The organism is Pseudomonas sp. PS02302 (assembly GCF_029959585.1).
Taxonomy (GTDB): Bacteria; Pseudomonadota; Gammaproteobacteria; order Pseudomonadales; family Pseudomonadaceae; genus Chryseomonas; species Chryseomonas aestiva.
Genome location: NZ_JASCON010000029.1, coordinates 24,162 through 46,076 on the forward strand (window position 1 = coordinate 24,162; position 21,915 = coordinate 46,076).

Sequence of the window (21,915 nt, forward strand, 5' to 3'; positions counted from 1 at the left end):
GCGAGCCTGGACGGCAATCTGTCCGGGGTGGCTTGAACCACTCCGGACGCGCCCCTATACTTTGCCCGCTTTTTGTCGGCACAAAGCATGCCAGTGAAAACAACTATTAAGCCGACACCAGAGGACTTCGAGCCGATGGACCGCCGCACGCCCAAACGCCTGCCTTTCCATCACCAGCCTGCCTTTCGCCTGCTGCTCGTCCAACTGGCTGTCGCGTCGTGTGCCGCCGTTGTCTTGTATTGCTTCGTCGGTAAGGTCGCCGGTTATTCCGGATTGTTGGGCGGGCTGATTGCCTGGCTGCCCAATCTGTATTTTTCGTTCAAGGCGTTCCGCTATCGTGGCGCCCATGCCGCCCAAGACATCGTCCGTTCTTTCTACTCGGGCGAAGCGGGCAAACTGATTCTCACGGCAGTGCTCTTTGCACTGACGTTTGCTGGGGTAAAACCGCTTTCGGCTCCTGCACTGTTCGGCGTCTACCTGTTGACGCTGATGGTCAATGCTGGCGCGCCCCTGCTACTGAAAAAACCGACTAGACCTTAAGGCATTCGAGGCACACATGGCAGCAGACTCCGCTTCGGGCTACATCCAGCACCACCTGCAGAACCTGACCTATGGTATGCACCCGGTGAACGGCTGGAGCTTCGCCCACACCCCCGCTGAAGCTAAGGAAATGGGCTTCTGGGCCTTCCACGTGGATACCCTCGGCTGGTCGGTCGCCCTCGGCCTGATCTTCCTGGTGCTGTTCCGCAGCGTCGCCAAGAAGGCCACCAGTGGCCAGCCCGGCGGCCTGCAGAACTTCGTCGAGGTGCTGGTCGAATTCGTCGACGGCAGCGTCCGTGACACCTTCCATGGCAAGAATCCGCTGATCGCGCCGCTGGCCCTGACCATCTTCGTCTGGATCTTCCTGATGAACCTGATGGACCTGGTGCCGGTGGACTGGCTGCCATCCGTGGCCGGCATGCTGTTCGGCGAGCACACCTACTTCCGCGTGGTGCCCACCACCGACCCGAACGCCACCCTGGGCATGGCCCTGTCGGTGTTCGCCCTGCTGATCTTCTACAGCATCAAGATGAAGGGTCTGGGCGGCTTCTTCGGCGAGCTGACCCTGCATCCCTTCAGCAGCAAGAACATGCTGCTGCAGATCATCCTGGTCCCGATCAACTTCCTGCTCGAATTCGTCACCCTGATCGCCAAGCCGATCTCGCTGGCGCTGCGACTGTTCGGCAACATGTATGCTGGCGAGCTGATCTTCATCCTCATCGCCATCATGTTCGCCAACGGTCTGGCACTGGGTGGCCTGGGTATCGTGCTGCAGTGGGCATGGGCGGTGTTCCACATCCTCATCATCACCCTGCAGGCCTTCATCTTCATGATGCTGACCATCGTCTACCTGTCGATGGCGCACGAAGAAAGTCACTAAGGAATGGCCCCCGGACGCTGCTGACGGCGTCTGGAGGCGGTTCTGCCGTGAGTCCCGGAGGACGTTGTCCGCCGGGTAACTTGGGAAAACTTTTTCGCTTCAACCTTAACCAAGACGACTAAAAAAGTCGGGAGGAAAGATGGAAACTGTAGTTGGTTTGACCGCGATCGCCGTTGCTCTGCTGATTGGCCTGGGCGCTCTGGGTACCGCCATTGGCTTCGGTCTGCTGGGTGGCAAGTTCCTCGAAGGCGCCGCTCGTCAGCCGGAAATGGTTCCGATGCTGCAAGTCAAGATGTTCATCGTCGCCGGTCTGCTCGACGCCGTGACCATGATCGGTGTTGGTATCGCCCTGTTCTTCACCTTCGCTAACCCCTTCGTTGGTCAGATCGCCGGCTGATCACCCTCACGGGTGTAGGCAGGACTGATGGACAACGAACGAGCGAGGTGTTGGCGTGAACATTAATGCAACCCTGATAGGCCAGTCCGTTGCCTTCTTCATCTTCGTGCTCTTCTGCATGAAGTACGTGTGGCCGCCGATCATCTCGGCGCTGCGTGAGCGTGAGAAGAAGATTGCCGATGGCCTTGACGCTGCCAACCGCGCGGCTCGTGATCTGGAAGTGGCACAGCAGCAAGCCAACCAGAAAGTGACCGAAGCCAAGGGTCAAGCAGCCGAGATCATCGAGCAAGCCAACAAGCGTGCCGCTCAGATCGTCGAGGACGCACAGGCCAAGGCCCGTGCCGAAGGCGACCGGATCAAGGCGCAGGCTGAGGCGGAAATCGAGCAGGAAATCAACACCGCGAAGGACGCCTTGCGTGCTCGCGTCGGCGTGCTGGCCGTGGCCGGTGCCGAGAAGATCCTCGGATCGACCGTTGATGCCAATGCTCATGCCCAGTTGGTTGACCGACTGGCAGCGGAAATCTAAGCGAGGCCACCAATGGCAGAACTGAACACGCTGGCCCGGCCCTATGCCAAGGCGGCTTTCGAGTTCGCACAGTCCCAGCAGCAGCTGACCCAGTGGTCGGCCGCGCTAGGGCTGCTCGCCGCGGTATCCCAAGATGGGACCGTGCGCCAGCTGCTTCAGCAGCCGCAGTTGACTGCGGACGCCAAGGCCGGATTGCTCATCGATGTATGTGGCGATCAGCTGGATGCACAGTCCCAGAACTTCGTTCGGACCGTGGCAGAAAACAACCGGATCGACCTGTTCCCGGCCATCGCCGAGATCTACGAGGCGTACAAGGCCGAGCAGGAAAAATCCATCGAGGCGGAAGTCACCAGTGCTTTCGCCCTGAGCGACGAACAGCAAGACAAACTCGCCAAGGCTCTCAGCGCAAGGCTAGGTCGACAAGTGCGACTAAATGCATCCGAGGATGCGAGCCTGATCGGTGGTGTGGTTATCCGCGCCGGCGACTTGGTAATCGATGGCTCCGTTCGCGGCAAGCTCGCGCAACTGGCCGAAGCGTTGAAACCTTGAGTTTGAAGGGGCAGTAGCATGCAGCAACTCAATCCTTCCGAAATTAGTGAAATCATCAAGGGTCGCATCGACAAGCTCGACGTGACCTCGCAAGCCCGCAACGAAGGCACCATCGTCAGCGTGTCTGACGGTATCGTGCGGATCTTCGGTCTGGCCGACGTCATGTACGGCGAAATGATCGAATTCCCCGGCGGTATCTACGGCATGGCGCTGAACCTGGAGCAGGACTCCGTCGGCGCCGTGGTCCTGGGTAGCTACCTGGGTCTGGCCGAAGGCATGAGCGCCAAGTGCACCGGCCGCATCCTGGAAGTCCCGGTTGGTCCGGAACTGCTGGGCCGCGTCGTCGACGCCCTGGGCAACCCCATCGATGGCAAGGGTCCACTGAACGCCAGCGCCACCGATGCCGTCGAGAAGGTCGCACCGGGCGTGATCTGGCGTCAGTCGGTCGACCAGCCGGTGCAGACCGGCTACAAGGCCGTCGATGCCATGATCCCGGTAGGCCGTGGTCAGCGTGAGCTGATCATCGGTGACCGTCAGATCGGCAAGACCGCCATGGCGATCGATGCCATCATCAACCAGAAGAACAGCGGCATCCGCTGCGTCTACGTCGCCATTGGTCAGAAGCAGTCGACCATCGCCAACGTGGTGCGCAAGCTGGAAGAGAACGGCGCTCTGCACAACACCATCGTGGTGGCGGCCAGTGCGTCCGAATCGGCTGCCCTGCAGTTCCTCGCGCCCTACTCGGGTTGCACCATGGGCGAATACTTCCGCGACCGCGGTGAAGACGCCCTGATCGTCTATGACGATCTGTCCAAGCAGGCCGTGGCTTATCGCCAGATCTCCCTGCTGCTGCGTCGTCCGCCGGGCCGTGAAGCCTATCCCGGCGACGTGTTCTATCTCCACAGCCGTCTGCTCGAGCGCGCTTCCCGCGTCTCCGCCGACTACGTCGAGAAGTTCACCAACGGCGCCGTGACCGGCAAGACCGGCTCGCTGACCGCGCTGCCGATCATCGAGACCCAGGCCGGCGACGTGTCCGCCTTCGTTCCGACCAACGTGATCTCCATCACCGACGGCCAGATCTTCCTGGAAGCCGGCCTGTTCAACTCGGGCATCCGCCCGGCGGTCAACGCCGGTGTCTCGGTATCCCGTGTGGGTGGTGCGGCCCAGACCAAGATCATCAAGAAGCTGTCCGGCGGTATCCGTACCGCGCTGGCCCAGTACCGTGAACTGGCGGCCTTCGCCCAGTTCGCCTCGGACCTGGACGAAGCCACCCGCAAGCAGCTCGAGCATGGTCAGCGAGTCACCGAGCTGATGAAGCAGAAGCAGTACGCGCCCATGTCCATCGCCGAGATGTCCCTGAGCCTGTACGCCGCCGAGCGTGGTTTCCTGAGCGATGTGTCCCTGGACAAGATCGGTAGCTTCGAGCAGGCCCTGATCGCCTACTTCAACCGCGATCACGCCGACCTGATGGCCAAGATCAACGTGAAGGGCGACTTCAACGACGAGATCGACGCCGGCATCAAGGCGGGAATCGAGAAGTTCAAGGCCACGCAAACCTGGTAAGCCGCGACGGGGGCGCCAGCCCCTGTTTGCCAACCCGATAGGTGTCACATGGCAGGCGCAAAAGAGATTCGCGGCAAGATCGCGAGCATCAAAAGCACACAGAAGATCACCAGCGCCATGGAAAAGGTCGCGGTCAGCAAGATGCGTAAGGCTCAGGCCCGCATGGCTGCCAGCAAGCCTTATGCCGAGCGCATCCGCGCTGTGATCGGCCACCTGGCCAACGCCAACCCCGAGTACCGCCATGCCTTCATGGTGGAACGCGAGGTCAAGCGCGTCGGCTACATCGTGGTCAGCTCCGATCGGGGTCTGGCCGGTGGTCTGAACACCAACCTGTTCAAGGCTCTGGTTCGCGACATGAGCGACCAGCGCGGCAAGGGTGTGGAGATCGATCTGGCGGTGATCGGGGCCAAGGGTGCCTCCTTCTTCCGCAGCTTCGGCGGCAACGTGGTCGCGGCCATCAGCCACCTCGGCGAAGCCCCGGCGATCGGCGATCTGATCGGCAGCATCAAGGTGATGCTGGATGCCTACCTGAACGGCCGTATCGACCGTCTTTACGTGGTGTCCAACGTCTTCGTCAACACCATGACCCAGAAGCCGACCATCCAGCAGCTGGTGCCCCTGGTGCCAAGCGAGGGCGGTGAGCTGCAGGGCAAGCACTGGGACTACCTCTACGAGCCCGACGCCAAGACCCTGCTCGACGGTCTGCTGGTGCGCTACGTGGAATCCCAGGTGTACCAGGCCGTGGTCGAGAACGCTGCCAGCGAACAGGCCGCGCGGATGATCGCGATGAAGAACGCCACCGACAACGCCGGCGATCTCATCAAGGAGCTGCAGCTGGTCTACAACAAGGCTCGCCAGGCTGCGATCACCCAAGAAATTTCGGAAATCGTCGGCGGCGCCGCCGCGGTCTGACGGACAGCTTAAACATTCGAGGAACGCGAAATGAGTAGCGGACGTATCGTACAAATCATCGGCGCCGTGATCGACGTGGAATTCCCGCGCGACGCGGTTCCGCGCGTCTTTGACGCCCTCAAGGTGCAGGGTGCCGAAACCACCCTGGAAGTCCAGCAGCAGCTGGGCGACGGCGTGGTCCGTACCATCGCCATGGGTAGCACCGAAGGCCTCAAGCGTGGCCTGAACGTGGGCAACACCGGCGAGGCCATCAAGGTCCCGGTCGGCGTCAAGACCCTCGGCCGCATCATGGACGTGCTGGGCAACCCCATCGACGAAGCCGGCCCCATCGGCGAGGAAGAGCGCTGGGAAATCCACCGCAAGGCCCCGTCCTATGCAGAGCAGGCCGGTGGTAACGATCTGCTGGAAACCGGCATCAAGGTCATCGACCTGGTCTGCCCCTTCGCCAAGGGCGGTAAGGTCGGCCTGTTCGGCGGCGCCGGCGTGGGCAAGACCGTCAACATGATGGAACTCATCCGTAACATCGCCATCGAGCACAGCGGTTATTCCGTGTTCGCCGGCGTGGGCGAGCGTACCCGTGAAGGGAACGACTTCTACCACGAGATGAAGGATTCCAACGTTCTGGACAAGGTCGCCCTGGTCTATGGCCAGATGAACGAGCCGCCAGGCAACCGTCTGCGCGTGGCCCTGACCGGTCTGACCATGGCCGAGAAATTCCGTGACGAAGGCCGTGACGTCCTGCTGTTCGTCGACAACATCTACCGCTACACCCTGGCCGGCACCGAAGTGTCCGCGCTGCTGGGTCGTATGCCGTCCGCGGTGGGCTACCAGCCGACCCTGGCCGAGGAGATGGGTGTCCTGCAGGAGCGCATCACCTCCACCAAGAAGGGCTCGATCACTTCCGTACAGGCCGTCTACGTCCCTGCGGATGACTTGACCGACCCGTCCCCGGCGACCACCTTCGCCCACCTGGACGCCACTGTGGTTCTGTCCCGTGACATCGCTTCCCTGGGTATCTACCCGGCGGTCGATCCCCTGGACTCCACCTCGCGCCAGCTGGACCCGAACGTGATCGGCCAGGAGCACTACGACACCGCTCGCGGCGTCCAGTACGTGCTGCAGCGCTACAAGGAGCTGAAGGACATCATCGCGATCCTGGGCATGGACGAACTGTCCGAGTCCGACAAGCAGCTGGTATCCCGTGCTCGTAAGATCCAGCGCTTCCTGTCCCAGCCGTTCTTCGTGGCCGAGGTCTTCACCGGTTCGCCCGGCAAGTACGTGTCCCTCAAGGACACCATCGCCGGCTTCTCCGGGATCCTGCGTGGCGACTACGATCACCTGCCCGAGCAGGCGTTCTACATGGTCGGCGGCATCGACGAAGCCATCGAGAAAGCCAAGAAACTGTAACTGCCGCGCCCGGCGACGGGCGCTCTTAGAGGCACGCTATGGCCAAGACAGTCCAATGCGACATCGTCAGCGCGGAAGGGGAAATCTTCTCCGGCGCGGTGGAGATGATCATCGCCCACGGCCACCTGGGTGATCTGGGTATCGCCCCGGGCCATGCGCCGCTGCTCACCGATCTGAAACCGGGCCCCATCCGCCTGGTCAAGGCCGGGGGCGTCGAGGAGGTGTTCTACATCTCCGGTGGTTTCCTGGAAGTGCAGCCGAATGTCGTCGAAGTGCTGGCCGATACCGCCAGCCGCGCCGGTGACATCGACGAAGCTGCCGCTCTGGAAGCCAAGCAGCGCGCCGAGGCAGCCCTGAGCGACAAGGGCACGGAGTTCGACTACACCGCTGCCGCCACTCAGCTCGCCGAAGCCGCCGCCCAGCTGCGTACCATCCAGCAGCTCAAGCGGCAGGCCAAGCGCTAAGCGCAAGGTCAGGCTGTAACGACAAGGGTAGCTTCGGCTACCCTTTTCTTTTGTCGCTCGAAAAGTGGCGCGAGAATTCCACAGGGTTGACGCGTGTGGGGCCCTGTTGCCCGCGGTCGTCGACCCTTCTCTTCCTTCTGTCTCCGAGGTTCCGATGTCCCTGGAAATCGTCATCCTGGCTGCTGGCCAGGGCACCCGCATGAGATCCGCTCTACCCAAGGTGCTGCATCCCGTGGCCGGTCGCAGCATGCTGGGGCATGTCCTCGACCGCGCCCGTGAACTGCAGCCGGCCGGCATCCACGTCGTCATCGGGCATGGCGCCGACCAGGTCCGTAGCCAGCTGGCCGCCGAGGACGTGAGCTTCGTTGTCCAGGCCGAGCAGCTCGGCACCGGGCATGCCGTGGCCCAGGCGGCGCCGGCGCTGACGGCGGAGCGGGTGCTGATCCTCTATGGCGATGTCCCCCTGATCCAGACCGAGACCCTGCAGCGCCTGCTGCAGCAGGTGGATGACGGTCACCTGGCGCTGCTGACCGTGGAGCTGGACGATCCCACCGGCTATGGCCGGATCCTGCGCAATGACCAGGGGCAGGTAACTGCCATCGCCGAGCACAAGGACGCCAGCGACGCCCAGCGCGCCATTCGCGAAGGCAATACCGGCATCCTCGCGGTACCCGGTCGGCGACTGGCGGATTGGCTGGGCCGCCTGTCCAACAGCAATGCCCAGGGCGAGTATTACCTGACCGACGTCATCGCCCTGGCGGTGGCGGACGGCCTGACCATCGCCACCAGCCAGCCGGCGGATGCCATGGAAGTACAGGGCGCCAACGATCGCCGGCAACTGGCCCAGCTGGAGCGGCACTTCCAGCAACGCGCCGCCGAGCGCCTGATGCTGCAGGGCGTGACCCTGCTGGATCCGCTGCGCTTCGATCAGCGCGGGCAGGTCGAGGCCGGCCGCGACGTCTCCATCGACGTCAATGTCATTCTCGAAGGTCGGGTGGTGCTGGAGGACGGCGTGAGCATCGGTCCGAATTGCGTGATCAAGGACAGCGTGCTCAAGCGCGGCGCCATCATCAAGGCCAACAGTCATCTGGACGGCGCCGTGGTAGGGGAGGGCGCCGACGTCGGTCCCTTCGCTCGCCTGCGACCCGGCAGCGAACTAGGCAGCAAGGCCCATGTGGGTAACTTCGTCGAACTGAAGAACGCCCATCTGCAGGCCGGCGCCAAGGCCGGGCACCTGAGCTACCTGGGTGATGCCAGCATTGGTCCGGACAGCAACATAGGGGCGGGCACCATCACCTGCAACTACGACGGCGCCAATAAGTTTCGAACCGAAATCGGCGCGGATGTCTTTGTGGGTTCCAACAGTTCGCTGGTCGCTCCGGTCAGCCTCGGCGCGGGCGCGACCACGGCGGCTGGCTCGGTCATCACGGCAGATGTTCCCGCTGATACCCTGGCGCTGGGGCGGGCCCGGCAGGTCAACAAGACTGGCTGGCAGCGACCGAAGAAGACTCCCAAGACTTGACGGCCGCTCGCTATTAGGTTTTGATTCGATCCATTATCTTTCGAATCGAAATTTATGACTCGTCGCAATACCGCGCAGCGCCGGCATGCCATCCTTGCCCAGCTCCAGGAGCAGGGCGAGGTCAGCGTGGACGGGCTGGCCCGTCAGCTGGAGACCTCCGAGGTCACCATCCGTAAGGACCTGGCCGCCCTCGAGCGCAATGGCCTGCTCCTGCGTCGCTACGGCGGCGCGGTGGCCATGCCCCAGGAACTGCTGGTCGAGGCACCGCCCCAGGCGTCGCCCTTCAAGCAGGCCATCGCCCGGGCCGCGGCCCAGCGCCTGCGCGAACATGCACGGATCATCATCGATTGCGGCAGCACCACGGCGGCGCTGATTCCCCAGCTCGATCGCCGGCCCGGGCTGGTGGTCATGACCAATTCCCTGCAGGTGGCCACGGCGCTACGCGAGCTGGAGCAGGAACCCATGCTGCTGATGACCGGCGGCACCTGGGATCCGCATTCGGAATCCTTCCAGGGCCAGGTCGCCGAGCAGGTGCTCAGATCCTACGACTTCGACCAGCTATTCATCGGCGCCGACGGCCTCGATCCGGAGCGCGGTACCACCACCTTCAACGAGCATCTGTCGCTGTCGCGAGTGATGGCCGAGGTGGCGCGGGAAGTGGTGGTCATGGCCGAAGCGAGCAAGCTGGGCAGGCGAATTCCCAATCTGGAACTACCTTGGGAAAGGGTGGACGTGCTCATCACCGATGAGCGCCTGCCCGCCGAGGCAGCCCGGGCGATCGAAACCCGGGGGGTGCAGGTGGTTTGCGCCCCTGTGGAAAACTAGACAATCAGGTCATCCACAGGCGGCCCTGCCGGGTCGCTGTGGATAAGACGGCAACGGGAGGTAAGCATGTGTGGAATCGTCGGCGCCATTGCCGAGCGTAACATCACCGCCATTCTGGTCGAGGGTCTTAAGCGCCTGGAGTACCGTGGCTACGACAGCGCCGGCTTGGCCCTGCTGGATGGCCAGGGCGAGTTGCAGCGCCTGCGCCGTATCGGCAAGGTCAGCGAGCTGGAAGCGGCGCTGCTGGCCGATCCCCTGGCCGGTCGCCTGGGCATCGCCCACACCCGCTGGGCGACCCATGGTGCACCCACCGAAGCCAATGCCCACCCGCATTTCTCCCAGGGTGACGTGGCCGTGGTGCACAACGGCATCATCGAAAACCACGAAGCCCTGCGCGTCCAGCTCAAGGCTCAGGGCTATGTCTTCACTTCCCAGACCGACACCGAGGTCATTGTCCATCTGTTGCACCTCAAGCTGCAGGACAGCGGCGACCTGACCACGGCGCTCAAGGCAGCGGTCAAGGAGCTGCACGGCGCCTATGGCCTGGCGGCGGTCTGGCGCCAGCAGCCGGATCGCCTGGTGGCGACCCGCAGCGGCAGTCCCCTGGTGATCGGCCTGGGTCTGGGCGAGAACTACCTCGCTTCCGACCAGCTGGCGCTGCGTCAGGTGACCGATCGTTTCGTCTATCTGGAAGAGGGCGACGTGGCCGAGATCCGTCTGGATCAGGTCCACCTCTGGGACGTGACCGGCGTGCCGGTCCAGCGCGAGATGGTGCAGTACCACGAAGGCAGCGAGGCGGCCGACAAAGGCGCCTATCGCCACTTCATGCTCAAGGAGATCCACGAGCAGCCCAGCGTGGTCCAGCGCACCCTGGAAGGGCGCCTGGGTGATGGGCAGGTGCTGCCCGAGGCCTTTGGTCCCTCGGCGTCAGCCTTGTTCGCCAAGGTCCGTCAGGTACAGATCGTCGCCTGTGGCACCAGCTTCCATGCCGGTTCGGTGGCGCGCTACTGGATCGAGGAATACGTGGGCATTCCTTGCCAGGTCGAGGTGGCCAGCGAATTCCGCTATCGCCGCGTCGCCGTCAGCCCGGACACTCTGTTCGTTACCATCTCCCAGTCCGGCGAGACCGCCGATACCCTGGCCGCGCTGCGCATGGCCAAGCAATCCGGCTATCTGAGCAGCCTGGCGATCTGCAACGTGGCGACCAGCTCCCTGGTGCGCGAATCCCAGCTGAGCTTTCTGACCCAGGCCGGTCCGGAGATCGGCGTGGCCTCGACCAAGGCCTTTACCACCCAGCTGGTCTCCCTGCTGTTGCTGACCCTGAGTCTGGGACGCTGTCAGCAACGCCTGGATGCCGGTGTCGAAGCCGAGCTGGTGGCCGAGCTGCGCCGGCTGCCGGCGCGCCTGGATGAGGCACTGGCCATGGACAAGACGGTCGAGAAGCTCGCGGAGTCCTTTGCCGAGAAGCACCACACCCTGTTCCTCGGGCGGGGCGAGCAGTACCCCGTGGCGATGGAGGGCGCGCTCAAGCTCAAGGAGATTTCCTACATCCACGCCGAGGCGTATCCGGCCGGGGAACTCAAGCATGGTCCCCTGGCACTGGTGGATGCCGACATGCCGGTAGTGACGGTAGCGCCCAACAACGAGTTGCTGGAGAAGCTCAAGTCCAACCTGCAGGAGGTGCGGGCGCGCGGTGGTCAGCTGATCGTCTTTGCCGACGAACGCGCCGCTTTCGAGGAAGGCGAAGGTACGCGGATCGTGCCCATGCCGCATATCCACGACGCCCTGTCGCCGATCCTCTACACGATCCCGCTGCAGTTGCTGTCTTATCACGTGGCCGTGTTCAAGGGCACCGATGTGGATCAGCCGCGCAACCTGGCCAAGTCGGTGACCGTGGAATAAGCGGTTCCACGTGGAACCTCAGGGTACGCGCCAGCTACCCTGATTCTGCTGACTGCAGGCGACGGCCAGGAAGCGGCCGTCGCCGGGCTCGCCGTAATAGTGGATGTCCTGCCGATAGGGCACACCCGGGCTGCGTGCACCCTGGCAGATACCGATCTCGCCCACCGGACAGCGGTCGACGAAGCGCACCTCGGTCTGCTGACCCTTGAGCTGCGGCTGGCAGAAGCCGTCGCGAAACAGCTGGGCGGGGATATCGATGTTGCTCTGGCAGATCTGCACGTCCACACTGGCCTGACGACTGCGAATCACGCAGGCATCGGCGAGTGCCAGGGACGGCAACAGCAGCAGCGGGATCAGCGATCGCCACATTCCAGCCTATCTCCTCGATCAAATCGCCACTCTAGCACTCGACCTCCCGCCATGCGCCTCGCCGATATCAAGACCCATGTGATCGCCGGTCCTCTGGGGGCCGGCAAGACCACCCTGATCCGCCAGCTGTTCGCCCAGCGTCCCGCCCATGAACGGTGGGCGATCCTGGTCAATGAATTCGGCCAGGTCGGACTCGATGCGGCGCTGATGACCCCGGACGACGAGGGCCTGAGTATCGCCGAGGTCCCGGGTGGTTGCCTGTGCTGCGTCCAGGGCGTACCCCTGCAGGTGGCCCTCACACGGCTGTTGCGACGCGCTCGGCCGCAGCGGCTGTTCATCGAGCCCTCCGGTCTCGGCCATCCCGCCAGCCTCTATCGGCAACTCCAGGCCTCGCCCTGGGCCGGGGTGCTGAGCCTGCAACCCCTGATCTGGGTAGTGGATACCCGGCAGGTGCTGCAAGGCCAGCCCCTGCCGGAGGCCCAGCAACAGGCGCTGGAGCAGGCCGGTCTGGTCGTGCTCAACAAGAGCGCCGGTCTGGACCGGACACTCCTGCCTGCGGAACTCGGCGACACGCCGCTGTACTGGACCGAAGGCGGGCGGATCCCCCTGGCCGAACTGCCCCTGGCAAGTGCCGAGCCATCGGCTGGCGGTGAGCTGCCCGAGCCTGGCGCCACCGCCAGCCCGCAGGCACTGCTACTGCCCGGGCGCCCGCTGCGCTTCAGCCATATCCAGGAGGGACACCAGGCCGTCGGTTGGCGCTGGCATTCCAGTCACAGCTTCGATGGGCCGGCGCTGCTGGCCCTGCTGGGTGATCTTCCTGGCCTGCTCAGACTGAAGGCGGTCCTGCAGCTGGCGGACGGCTGGCAGGCCTACAACGGTCTCGCCGGAGAAGCTCGCTGGGAACCAACGCTATGGCGGCGTGACAACCGGCTGGAGCTGATTCTGGAGGAAAGGCCGGATCTAGAGGCTCTCGAAAAGGCGCTGCGCGAGACCATTCGCGACATTTGAGGTTGCCAAATTTGTTCAGTTAATGATAATGATTATTAAATTTACTTCCTCTGCGTATTGCTCCCATGGCTCCGACGTCGCTTGCCAAGCCTGAACCTCCTGTAATTGCCGCGCGTTCCGACGGTGACGAGGTGGAATCCGTCCAGGGACCCGTCAGGGCCGCCCTGACCGGCGACGTGGAGCCGGTGGCCGGAGTCAATGCCGAGCGAAGCGAGCCTTCGGCCACCATCCTGTCGTTCCGCATGCCCGAGCGTAACGAAGAGATCCTGACACCGGTACTGACCCCGGTCGGTGCGGCCGAGCCGGGCGAGCAGCCACCGCGTGGCCGCGGTTGGGGCGCCGCCTCGGCGCTGTCGCTGATCATGCATGCCAGCATGGCGGCGGCGCTGTTCATGGTGGTCCAGGCGCCGCCGGAGTTGAAGATCGCCAAGGGTGACGAACCCATGCAGGTCAGCTTCATCCAGTTGCCCAAACCGGTTCCTGAACCCCCGGCGCCGACCCCGGCACCGCCCGCGCCGCCGCCGCCACAACCCGAACCGCCGCCCCCGGAGCCACCCAAGCCCGTGGAGCCACCTAAGCCGGTGGAGCCGCCCAAGCCAGTGGTGGAAAAGCCCAAACCCAAGCCGAAGCCCAAGCCGGTCGAGCACAGCCAGCAGAAGCCACTGCCGAAAAAGGTCGAGCCTGCCCCCCAGCCCGTTACCCAGGCCGCACCGGCACCCGCGCCTGCGGCCACCGCCGCCCCCAGCCAGCCGGCACCGGCCGCGGCACCGTCCGGTCCGCCAAAGACCGCGGGTCTGCCTACCGGCAGCATCGACGACGCCGATATCCGGCCGGTCAAGATGACACCGCCGGAATATCCGGAAATGCTCCGTCGTCGCGGCGTGGGTGGCGAGGTGCGGGTGATGTTCACCGTGACCGCGGACGGTCGACTGGCCGATATCCAGGTGCTGGAAGCCTCCAACAAGCAACTGGAGCGCGCCGTGCTCGAGGTGCTGGGCGAATGGCGCTTCGCCCCGCGGATTTCCGGTGGTCAGATCGTGCCGCGCAAGGCGACCAAGACCTTCAACTTCAAGATCCAGCGGCGCTAGTTCGCCAGGCGACGAAGCCGGGCGTGGAGGGACCGGCGACCACCCCGTCGAGCAGTTAGCCGGCGATGGGCGGCAGGCGCAGGCGGGTGGCCGGGATGCCGAAGGCGAACGCCTGGACCAGGCCGATCGCCAGGGTGGATATCAGCGGGGTGTCGTGGAACCGGCGGGCTCCAGGGATCTGGAGTGCCAGATCCCGGCGCCGCTGCCATTGAACGACGGCCACCTAGCCGGCAAAACTCAGAAGGTTTCCTTGAGTGCCTGATAGCGCTCTTGAAGTTCTCGACGGATCTGCCGACGCTGCTGGGCCTGCACACAGCGCCGCTTCTCGTCCGTCGTCGCCGGTTCGAGTTGGGGAACCGGGCAGGATTTGCCGTCTTCGTCCACGGCGACCATGGTGAAGAAACAGCTGTTGGTATGGCGTACCGAGCGTTGCTGAATGTTCTCGGTGATGACCTTGATGCCGATCTCCATGGAGGTGGTTCCGGTGTAGTTCACCGAGGCCAGAAAGGTCACCAACTCACCGACATGGATAGGTTCGCGAAAGATCACCTGATCCACCGATAGCGTGACCACGTAGCGCCCGGCATAGCGGCTGGCGCAGGCATAGGCCACTTCGTCGAGATACTTGAGTAGCGCGCCCCCGTGGACCTTGCCAGAAAAGTTGGCCAGGTCCGGGGTCATCAGGATGGTCATGCTCAACTGGTGGTTGCCGGCTTCCATGGGCGAATCCTCGAGGGGAAATCCTGTAGACGGCGCAGCGGCGCCGTCTGTCACAGCCGTCAACGGCCGGCGGAGAGACCGAAGTCGATGGGCAGGTCGGCGCCGGAAATGGCTGCCGCCTGGGGCTGGCAGAGGAAATAGACGAACTCGGCCACCTCTTCCGGCTGGATGAAGCGCGCGGTTTCGCCCTGCGGATAGCGATTGAGCAGGTTGCGACGATAGCCCGCCGGATCGCCGTTGCCATAGTGGGCAGCCTGGAAGTCCAGCATGGGGGTGTCGATGTCGCCTGGCGAGACGGCGTTGACCCGCACCCCATCGCGCGCCAGCTCCACCGCCAGGTTTTGGCTGAAGAAGCGCACCGCCGCCTTGGCGGCACCATAGGCCGCCGCACCGGCGATGGGCTGACGCCCGGCGCCGCTGGCGACATTGATGATGACGCCGCGATTTTCCTTGAGGAAGGGGATGGCCGCCGAGCACATGAAGAAGGTGGCCTTGAGATTGACCGCCATCACCAGGTCGTAGTCGTCCTCGGTAAAGGTCTCCACCTCGCCTTCGCGCCAGATGCCCGCGGCATTGATCAGGGCATCCAGGCGCCCGGTGCGGGCCATGACCTTGCTGACCAGGGAACGGCAGTCCTCGGCGCTGGAAATATCGGCGGTCACGCTGGAATCCAGGCCGACGATGCCATTCAGCCCATGCAGGCCCTCGGCATCGCGGTCGGCGGCGGCGACGCGCCAGCGACTCTGGGCGAAGCGTTGCGCCAGGGCGCGGCCGAGGCCGCCCGCGGCGCCAGTGATCAGGACGACGGGAGTGCTCATGACGCTTCCTCCGGAGTGATGGCCTTATCCAGACCCATGTTGGGCAGGGTCGTTCAGTACCGGCCCGGTCAGCCTTCCAGCCAGACGTCGCGGGCCCAGATCCACACCGAATCCCAGGATTCGTCGGTCAGGTCGCCGTCTTCCCATAACAGTACCTCGCCTTCCTGGCTGACGCAGTAGTAGCCGTCATCGCTGGCGCAGAGGGGAATGTACTCACGCGGCAGGCCTTCGTCCCAGGCAGTGGCGGCCACTTCCGGCAGATAGGTATGGGACTGCGGATCGGTGACGGTCACCGGCTCGATACGACCATAGACCACGTCGCTGACGGTCAGCAGGAATTCACGGAATTCCGGCGGCAGACTGATGAGCAGTTCTTCCTCGATCTCGACCAGCAGGTCTTCGTCGGGCAGCTCCAGGGGTACGGGAACGGGTTCGTTTTCTTCACGCAGGCGTTCGATGACGTCTTCCATAGCAGGCCTCTCTCGAAATGCGCACCGGATAAAGGGAAAAGAGGCGCGCAAGGTTAGCAGTTCAGTCCGGGATAACGGCAGCTTCCGTGCGGACTTGATAGCGGTTTCGAGAGATGTTCGGCAGGCGGCGCCCATGAAAAAGCCCGGCGTAGAGCCGGGCTTTTCGGTGAAGCGCCCTTATCAGGCGTTCTGGCGGATACCGGCCAGCAGCCAGGGCTGGTTCTCGCCGGCCATGCGCTCCATGCGCCAGCTTTCGCTGAACGGCTGGCCCTGATCGAAGCGCGATTCCTTGGAGACACCGTTGAAGGTGATGGTGGCGATGGTCTTGCCCTGCAGGTCCTCGACACCGTCCAGGGTAGCGTTCAGGTTCTCGATGTAAGTCGACTGGAAGCCTTCGCCCAGCGCAGCGCGCTCGTCACGCAGCCACTGCAGCATCTGCGGGGTGACGAACTCGGAGATCTTGTCCATCTCGTTGGCGTCCCAGTGCTGCTGCAGGCTCATGAAGTGATCACGACCGGCTGCCACGAAGCGCTCGGCATTGAACCAGCTCGGTGCGTTGATCACCGGCGCGGCGCCGGCAGCGGCACCCCCGAACAGACCGCCGTTGCCGGGCTGGTTGGGCATCTCGCGCTGCATGGGTGCATGACCGGCCACGGCGGGCTGCGGACCGGCCTGCTGCTTGCGCCGGGCGATCAGGCGGAAGATCACGAAGGCGATGAGGGCCAGGATCAGGAAGTCGAAGAACTGGAAGCCTTCGAAACCGTCACCCATGAACATGGAGGCCAGCAGACCACCGGCGGCGATACCGGCCAGCGGGCCGAGCCAGCGCGAGGCGCCACTGGGACGGGCAGCGGCGGCGGCGCCAGCACCGGCGGCGGGAGCGGCCATGCCCGGCTGCTGGGTCGGCGCGGCCTGGCGGGTCTGGTGGATGGGCGCGGCGCCAGCGGACTTGCCGGCGCCCATGCGTTTGGCATTGGCATCCAGGCTGAGCGTGAGGCCCAGGCACAGGATCATGAAGATGCTCATCAGGCGTTGCATGTGGTGTTCTCTCTGTGAAGAGTCTGGTGTTGGATACATCTTGCGCTGCCCGGTCAAGTACAGCCAGCGTGAATTGTTTCGGTATTTTGCCCTGTCAGCGTTCCCGGGAAGCCGTGCGCCAAGTGCTTGCGATGGCTGAAATTTTCCAAGCACATCAATCTATTACAGATTTTTGCAGGATCCGTCACAAGAGTTTGCAGATGCTAGTCTTGCACTCCAGTCAGCGCAGGTGTCGGGAGAGTGCCCGGCCCGTCAGAGGAGGGCCCGGCCGATGCATGCCATAGCTTTTATCCAGGACATGGCCGTCATCATGCTGGTGGCCGGCGTGGTGACCATTCTCTTCCACCGCCTCAAGCAGCCCGTGGTCCTGGGCTATATCCTCGCCGGCTTCATCATCGGACCCCACACCCCGCCATTCGGTCTGATCCACGACGAAGAAAGCATCAAGACCCTCGCCGAGGTAGGGGTCATCTTCCTGATGTTCAGCCTTGGCCTGGAATTCTCGCTGCGCAAGCTGTTCCGGGTGGGCGCCACGGCCTTCATCGCCGCCTTCCTGGAGATCAGCCTGATGCTCTGGCTGGGTTACCAGGTAGGGCAGATGTTCGACTGGTCGCACATGGATTCGCTGTTCCTCGGCGCTATCCTGGCCATCTCCTCGACCACCATCATCGTCAAGGCGCTCAACGAGCTGAAGATGAAGCACGAGCGCTTCGCCCAGCAGATCTTTGGCGTGCTGATCGTCGAGGACATCCTTGGCATCGGCATCATCGCCCTGTTGTCGGGCCTGGCGGTGAGCGGCTCGGTGGCGCCGGGCGCGGTGGCCTCTACGCTGGGCAAGCTGAGTCTGTTCATGATCGTGGCCCTGGTCATCGGCATCCTGCTGGTGCCACGCCTGCTGGCCTACGTGGCCAAATTCGAAAGCAACGAGATGCTGCTGATCACGGTGCTGGGGCTGTGCTTCGGCTTCTGCCTGCTGGTGGCCAAGCTGGAATACAGCGTAGTGCTGGGGGCCTTCCTGATCGGCGCCATCATGGCCGAGTCGCGCCAGCTGCTGAAGATCGAGACGCTGGTGGAGCCGTTGCGCGACATGTTCAGCGCCATCTTCTTCGTCGCCATCGGCCTGCTGCTCGATCCCAAGGTCCTGGTGGAGTACGCCTGGCCGATCACCGTGATCAGCATTGCCGTGGTGCTGGGCAAGATCCTCGCCTGCAGCCTGGGGAGCCTGATCGCCGGCAACGACGGCCGGACGTCGCTGCGGGTCGGCATGGGCCTGGCGCAGATCGGCGAGTTCTCCTTCATCATCGCCACGCTGGGGATCACCCTGGGGGTCACCAGCCATTTCCTCTATCCGGTGGCGGTGGCCGTGTCGGCGGTCACCACGCTGCTCACCCCCTATCTGATCAAGGCCGCCGATCCACTGGCGCTGTGGATCGGTCGCTGGCTGCCGCAGCCCCTGCAGCGGGTGCTTGGCATCTATGGCGAATGGCTGCGCAGCATTCAGCCCCAGGGCGAGAAGGCGGTCCTGGCCGGCATGATGAGACGCATCCTGCTGCAGGTCGGCATCAACCTGTCGCTGGTCATCGCCATCTTCCTGGGCGGCGCCTATTTCGCCGGCGGCCTGGCGGGCTGGCTCAGCGCCTGGATCGTCGATGCCGATCTGCAGAAGGCCTGCATCTGGGGTGGCGCACTGCTGCTGTCGCTGCCCTGCCTGATCGCCGCCTATCGCAAGCTCAAGGCCCTGGCCATGCTGATGGCCGAACTCAGCGTGCGGCAGAACCAGGCCGGGCGCTATACGCAGCCGGTGCGGCGACTGGTCAGCGAGTTGATCCCCCTGCTGTCGCTGGCCGGCATTCTGGTGCTGCTGGCCGCGCTGAGCAGCAGCATCCTGCCGCGCGGCGAGCTGTTGCTGCTGATCGGCCTGGTCGCGGTGGTGGTGATCGCGGTGCTGTGGCGCTGGTTCATCCGCGTCCATTCGCGACTGCAGATCGCCTTCATCGAGACCCTGGAACAGGACAAGGGCGGACACCATTAGCCCGCTTTTGCGCAATCCTGCCATTGCCGGCTGGGGATCGACGCGGCAGAATCGCTCTAAGTCGCCCGTTTGAATGAACGGGACGATGGCAAGGGAATGCGCAATGCAGGAAATCGGCTTGGCCGCTTTCTGCCGTCCGGCAATCTCCCACCGGCGGTCAGGCCCTTTTCCTGCGCCCCCTCAAGGCCGCCAGGCGAGCAGCAGTACGCCCCCGCCGATGGCGGCGATGCCGCACCACTGGCGCAGATCCAGACGCTCACCCAGCAGCGCCACGCCAAAGATCGCCACCAGCACCACGCTCAGCTTGTCCACCGGCGCCACCAGCGATACCGGGCCCAGCTTGAGCGCCCGGTAGTAGCACAGCCAGGACAGGCCGGTGGCCACACCCGAGAGCACCAGGAACAGATAGCTGCGCCCGGCGATGCTGGCCAGGGGTTGCGCCTGTCCGGTGGCCAGGACAATGACCGCCAGGACCACCACGACCACCAGGGTGCGCAAGAGGGTGGCGAAATCGGCGTTGACGTGTTCCACGCCCAGCTTGCCGAAGATGGCGGTCAGGGCGGCGAAGGCCGCCGCCAGGAGCGCCCAGAACAGCCAGGAGGTGGTCATCGCTAGAGGGGTTCGAGCTTGGCGTAGCTCACCATCAGCCACTTGCTGCCTTCGGACTTGAAGTTCACCTGCACCCGGGCATGGGCGCCGGAGCCCTCGTAGTTGAGGATGACGCCTTCGCCGAACAGCGCATGACGCACCGCCTGGCCGAGACTGAAGGTGGTCTCCGGCACTGGCGCCTGGGCGAAGAGGTTGGGACGACTGCCGGCGAAGGGCTGCTTGACCGCATTGGACAGGCGCACCTCCTGGATCAGGCCGTCCGGTACCTCGCGCACGAAGCGCGACACCTTGTTGTAGGTCTCGCTGCCATAGAGACGGCGGGTCTCCGCATAGCTCATCACCAGGCGGCGCATGGCCCGGGTGATACCCACGTAGGCCAGGCGACGTTCCTCTTCCAGCCGGCCGGGTTCCTCCAGGCTCATCTTGTGCGGAAACAGCCCTTCTTCCATGCCGGCGAGAAACACCAGGGGGAATTCCAGGCCCTTGGCGCTGTGCAGGGTCATCAGCTGGACGCTGTCTTCGTGGCTGTCGGCCTGGGTGTCCCCGGATTCCAGGGCGGCGTGGTCGAGGAAGGCCGCCAGGGGCGTCATCTCCTCGTCGCCGCTGAAGTCGAAGGAGCGCGCGGCGCTGACCAGTTCTTCCAGGTTTTCCACCCGTGCCTGGCCTTTCTCGCCCTTTTCTTCCTTGTGGAAGGTGACCAGGCCGGTCTGCTCGATGATCTGCTGCACGAGATTGTGCAATGACAGGTCCTCGGCCTTGAGTGCCAGGGTATCGACCAGCTCGACGAAGACGTTGAGCGCCGAGGCGGCGCGACCCGATACCGCGCGGGCGCCGACCAGGTCGTGCAGCGCCTGCCACAGCGAGGTGTTCTGCGCCCGCGCGGCGCTGCGCAGCGCCTCCACGGTCTTCTCGCCGATGCCCCGCGGCGGCACGTTGATCACCCGCTCCAGGGCGGCGTCGTCATGGCGATGCTGGATCAGCCGCAGGTAGGCCATGGCGTTCTTGATCTCGGCGCGCTCGAAGAATCTCAGACCGCCATAGATGCGATAGGGGATCTTCTCGCGCAGCAGCGCCTCTTCCAGCACCCGCGACTGGGCGTTGGAGCGGTAGAGGATGGCCATCTCGCTGCGCCGGCTGCCCTTCTTGAACTCGCTCTCGATGGTTTCGACGATGTAGCGGGCTTCGTCGTGCTCGTTGAAGCCGGCATAGAGGGTGATGGCCTCGCCTTCGCCGGTGTCGGTCCACAGCTCCTTGCCGAGGCGGCCGAAGTTGTGGGCGATCAGGCCGTTGGCGGCCTTGAGGATGGTGTCGGTGGAGCGATAGTTCTGCTCCAGGCGGATGATCTCGGCCGAGAAGTCCTCGTTGAACTGCTGGATGTTCTCGATCTTGGCACCGCGCCAGCCATAGATGGACTGGTCGTCGTCGCCCACCACCATGAGGCTGGCGCCGTTCTGGGCGAGGTGCTTGAGCCAGGCGTACTGGACGGCGTTGGTGTCCTGGAATTCGTCGACCAGCAGGTGCTGGAAGCGCCGCTGGTAGTGTTCCAGCAGGCTGGGATTGTTGCGCCAGAGATCCAGGGCGCGCAGCAGCAGCTCGGAAAAGTCGATCACTCCGGCGCGGGCGCAGGCGGCCTCGTAGGCTTCGTAGATGCTGCGCATGGTGCTGAGGAAGAGGTCACCGGCGGCCTGGATGTGCTGCGGCCGCAGGCCCTCGTCCTTCTGGCCGTTGATGAACCACTGCGCCTGGCGCGCCGGCCAGCGCTGCTCGTCGAGGCCCAGCTCGCGGATCACCCGCTTGACGATGCGCTGCTGGTCGTCGCTGTCGAGAATCTGGAAATTCTGCGACAGCCCCGCTTCCTGCCAGTGGGCCCGCAACAGGCGATGGGCCAGGCCGTGGAAGGTACCGACCCACATGCCCTGGGGACTCATGCCGAGCAATTGCTCGATGCGGTGGCGCATCTCGGCGGCGGCCTTGTTGGTGAAGGTCACCGAGAGGAGGGAGTGCGGCGAGGCGCGCTCGACCTGGATCAGCCAGGCGATGCGGTGCACCAGCACGCGGGTCTTGCCCGAGCCGGCACCGGCCAGGACCAGTTGGCGACCCAGGGGCGCGGCCACGGCCTGACGCTGGGCATCGTTGAGGGAATTGAGCAGCAGGGAGATGTCGTCATTCATCGCCGCATTCTACCGATGCGGTAGAAGGAGCGCCAAACCGGACGGATAGGAGGCGAGGCGGGTGGCGCGGGGCAGCCGAACCCCCGGCCAGCAGGGCTAGCCGGG

23 protein-coding genes are annotated in these 21,915 nt (G+C 64.2%); 15 read left to right on the forward strand and 8 right to left on the reverse strand.

The annotated features are described in order from the left end of the window. Positions 1-135 precede the first annotated feature (135 nt). From QMX82_RS11945 to glmS, 12 genes are all read left to right on the forward strand, one after another. Positions 136-540, forward strand: a complete 405-nt coding sequence (locus QMX82_RS11945; RefSeq protein ID WP_133860217.1) for a F0F1 ATP synthase subunit I — start codon at positions 136-138, stop codon at positions 538-540. A 16-nt stretch (positions 541-556) separates the two neighbouring features. Next, positions 557-1,420 (forward strand): F0F1 ATP synthase subunit A, encoded by an 864-nt coding sequence (gene atpB / locus QMX82_RS11950; protein ID WP_133860216.1) that lies wholly within the window; start codon positions 557-559, stop codon positions 1,418-1,420. A 139-nt stretch (positions 1,421-1,559) separates the two neighbouring features. Then, positions 1,560-1,817: a F0F1 ATP synthase subunit C gene (atpE, locus tag QMX82_RS11955; RefSeq protein ID WP_003097235.1), complete on the forward strand. Its 258-nt coding sequence runs from the start codon at positions 1,560-1,562 to the stop codon at positions 1,815-1,817. A 55-nt stretch (positions 1,818-1,872) separates the two neighbouring features. Beyond that, the gene (locus QMX82_RS11960) at positions 1,873-2,343 is read left to right on the forward strand and encodes a F0F1 ATP synthase subunit B (RefSeq protein ID WP_208693332.1); all 471 of its coding nucleotides are present in this window, start codon (positions 1,873-1,875) and stop codon (positions 2,341-2,343) included. 12 nt (positions 2,344-2,355) lie between these two features. After that, positions 2,356-2,892 (forward strand): F0F1 ATP synthase subunit delta, encoded by a 537-nt coding sequence (locus QMX82_RS11965; RefSeq protein ID WP_007160121.1) that lies wholly within the window; start codon positions 2,356-2,358, stop codon positions 2,890-2,892. Positions 2,893-2,910: 18 nt separating this feature from the next. Beyond that, positions 2,911-4,455 (forward strand): F0F1 ATP synthase subunit alpha, encoded by a 1,545-nt coding sequence (gene atpA / locus QMX82_RS11970; protein WP_017641467.1) that lies wholly within the window; start codon positions 2,911-2,913, stop codon positions 4,453-4,455. Positions 4,456-4,503: 48 nt separating this feature from the next. After that, positions 4,504-5,367 (forward strand): F0F1 ATP synthase subunit gamma, encoded by an 864-nt coding sequence (atpG, locus tag QMX82_RS11975; protein ID WP_208693334.1) that lies wholly within the window; start codon positions 4,504-4,506, stop codon positions 5,365-5,367. Positions 5,368-5,397: 30 nt separating this feature from the next. After that, the gene (gene atpD, locus QMX82_RS11980; protein ID WP_208693335.1) at positions 5,398-6,774 is read left to right on the forward strand and encodes a F0F1 ATP synthase subunit beta; all 1,377 of its coding nucleotides are present in this window, start codon (positions 5,398-5,400) and stop codon (positions 6,772-6,774) included. Between the two features lie 38 nt (positions 6,775-6,812). Then, a complete protein-coding gene (locus QMX82_RS11985; protein ID WP_133860214.1) occupies positions 6,813-7,238 on the forward strand; it encodes a F0F1 ATP synthase subunit epsilon in 426 nt (141 codons plus the stop codon). Positions 7,239-7,392: 154 nt separating this feature from the next. Beyond that, on the forward strand, positions 7,393-8,760 hold the full coding sequence (gene glmU / locus QMX82_RS11990) for a bifunctional UDP-N-acetylglucosamine diphosphorylase/glucosamine-1-phosphate N-acetyltransferase GlmU (RefSeq protein WP_282283716.1): 1,368 nt from the start codon (positions 7,393-7,395) through the stop codon (positions 8,758-8,760). A gap of 54 nt (positions 8,761-8,814) precedes the next feature. Beyond that, positions 8,815-9,585, forward strand: a complete 771-nt coding sequence (locus QMX82_RS11995; RefSeq protein WP_208693337.1) for a DeoR/GlpR family DNA-binding transcription regulator — start codon at positions 8,815-8,817, stop codon at positions 9,583-9,585. A gap of 66 nt (positions 9,586-9,651) precedes the next feature. After that, entirely contained in the window at positions 9,652-11,487 is a 1,836-nt protein-coding gene (glmS, locus tag QMX82_RS12000) for a glutamine--fructose-6-phosphate transaminase (isomerizing) (protein WP_282283720.1), read from the forward strand. 18 nt (positions 11,488-11,505) lie between these two features. On the opposite strand, the gene QMX82_RS12005 is transcribed toward glmS, so the two are convergent. Beyond that, positions 11,506-11,856: an NADH:ubiquinone oxidoreductase gene (locus QMX82_RS12005; protein WP_158890705.1), complete on the reverse strand. Its 351-nt coding sequence runs from the start codon at positions 11,854-11,856 to the stop codon at positions 11,506-11,508. A gap of 51 nt (positions 11,857-11,907) precedes the next feature. On the opposite strand from QMX82_RS12005, the gene QMX82_RS12010 reads away from it, so the two are divergent. Together QMX82_RS12010 and QMX82_RS12015 are read left to right on the forward strand one after the other, a co-directional pair. Beyond that, positions 11,908-12,864 (forward strand): CobW family GTP-binding protein, encoded by a 957-nt coding sequence (locus tag QMX82_RS12010; protein ID WP_282283722.1) that lies wholly within the window; start codon positions 11,908-11,910, stop codon positions 12,862-12,864. A gap of 131 nt (positions 12,865-12,995) precedes the next feature. Continuing rightward, positions 12,996-13,952, forward strand: a complete 957-nt coding sequence (locus QMX82_RS12015) for an energy transducer TonB (protein ID WP_282283724.1) — start codon at positions 12,996-12,998, stop codon at positions 13,950-13,952. 55 nt (positions 13,953-14,007) lie between these two features. Here the strand turns inward: QMX82_RS12015 and QMX82_RS12020 are convergent, their stop codons facing one another. The 5 genes from QMX82_RS12020 to QMX82_RS12040 form a co-directional block, all read right to left on the reverse strand. Further along, entirely contained in the window at positions 14,008-14,175 is a 168-nt protein-coding gene (locus QMX82_RS12020; RefSeq protein WP_208695064.1) for a hypothetical protein, read from the reverse strand. Positions 14,176-14,189: 14 nt separating this feature from the next. Then, a complete protein-coding gene (locus QMX82_RS12025) occupies positions 14,190-14,672 on the reverse strand; it encodes an acyl-CoA thioesterase (RefSeq protein WP_133860207.1) in 483 nt (160 codons plus the stop codon). A gap of 59 nt (positions 14,673-14,731) precedes the next feature. Further along, a complete protein-coding gene (locus QMX82_RS12030; RefSeq protein ID WP_282283727.1) occupies positions 14,732-15,490 on the reverse strand; it encodes an SDR family NAD(P)-dependent oxidoreductase in 759 nt (252 codons plus the stop codon). Positions 15,491-15,558: 68 nt separating this feature from the next. Further along, positions 15,559-15,960 (reverse strand): SMI1/KNR4 family protein, encoded by a 402-nt coding sequence (locus tag QMX82_RS12035; protein WP_133860206.1) that lies wholly within the window; start codon positions 15,958-15,960, stop codon positions 15,559-15,561. A gap of 180 nt (positions 15,961-16,140) precedes the next feature. Continuing rightward, positions 16,141-16,998, reverse strand: a complete 858-nt coding sequence (locus tag QMX82_RS12040; protein WP_282283730.1) for a Tim44 domain-containing protein — start codon at positions 16,996-16,998, stop codon at positions 16,141-16,143. Positions 16,999-17,269: 271 nt separating this feature from the next. Between QMX82_RS12040 and QMX82_RS12045 the strand changes: the two genes are divergently transcribed. After that, positions 17,270-19,030, forward strand: a complete 1,761-nt coding sequence (locus QMX82_RS12045; RefSeq protein ID WP_208693343.1) for a cation:proton antiporter — start codon at positions 17,270-17,272, stop codon at positions 19,028-19,030. A 180-nt stretch (positions 19,031-19,210) separates the two neighbouring features. Here the strand turns inward: QMX82_RS12045 and QMX82_RS12050 are convergent, their stop codons facing one another. Beyond that, entirely contained in the window at positions 19,211-19,639 is a 429-nt protein-coding gene (locus QMX82_RS12050; RefSeq protein ID WP_208693344.1) for an EamA family transporter, read from the reverse strand. Between the two features lie 2 nt (positions 19,640-19,641). Then, positions 19,642-21,810, reverse strand: coding sequence for a DNA helicase II (gene uvrD, locus QMX82_RS12055; RefSeq protein WP_208693345.1), 2,169 nt, complete (start codon positions 21,808-21,810; stop codon positions 19,642-19,644). Between the last annotated feature and the right edge of the window lie 105 nt (positions 21,811-21,915).